The sequence below is a fragment of the Streptococcus mitis genome (assembly GCF_002860865.1).
Classification (GTDB): domain Bacteria; phylum Bacillota; class Bacilli; order Lactobacillales; family Streptococcaceae; genus Streptococcus; species Streptococcus mitis_AT.
The window spans coordinates 1-728 of sequence record NZ_PKIE01000020.1; the positions used below are offsets into that span (position 1 = coordinate 1).

Here is a 728-nt window from a genome sequence, read left to right on the forward strand (position 1 = left end):
GCTTCAACAAGTGCAAGCACATCAACAAGCACATCGGCTTCAACAAGCGCAAGCACGTCAGCAAGTACGTCAGCTTCAACAAGTGCAAGCACTTCAACAAGCACATCGGCTTCAACAAGCGCAAGCACATCAGCAAGCACATCAGCAAGCACATCAGCAAGTACGTCAGCTTCAACAAGTGCAAGTACATCAGCAAGCACATCAGCTTCAACAAGTACAAGCACATCAGCAAGTACGTCGACTTCAACAAGTACAAGCACATCAGCAAGTACATCAGCATCAACAAGCGTAAGTACATCGGCTAGCACATCAGCTTCAACAAGTGCAAGTACATCAGCAAGTACATCAGCTTCAACAAGTACAAGCACATCAGCAAGTACGTCGATTTCAACAAGTGCAAGCACATCGGCTTCAACAAGTGCAAGCACATCAGCAAGTACGTCAGCTAGCACATCGACTTCAACAAGTGCAAGCACTTCAACAAGCACATCGGCTTCAACAAGTGCAAGCACTTCAACAAGCACATCGGCTTCAACAAGTGCAAGCACATCAACAAGCACATCGGCTTCAACAAGCGCAAGTACATCAGCAAGTACGTCAGCTTCAACAAGCGCAAGCACATCGGCTTCAACAAGTGCAAGCACTTCAACAAGTACGTCAGCTTCAACAAGCGCAAGCACGTCAGCAAGTACGTCAGCTTCAACAAGTGCAAGCACTTCAACAAGCAC

At 47.1% G+C, this 728-nt stretch carries 1 protein-coding gene; it reads right to left on the bottom strand.

Annotated elements, in window-relative coordinates:
* On the bottom strand, window positions 1-728 hold a 728-nt coding region (locus CYK18_RS10890), incomplete at both ends, for a hypothetical protein (RefSeq protein WP_180948054.1).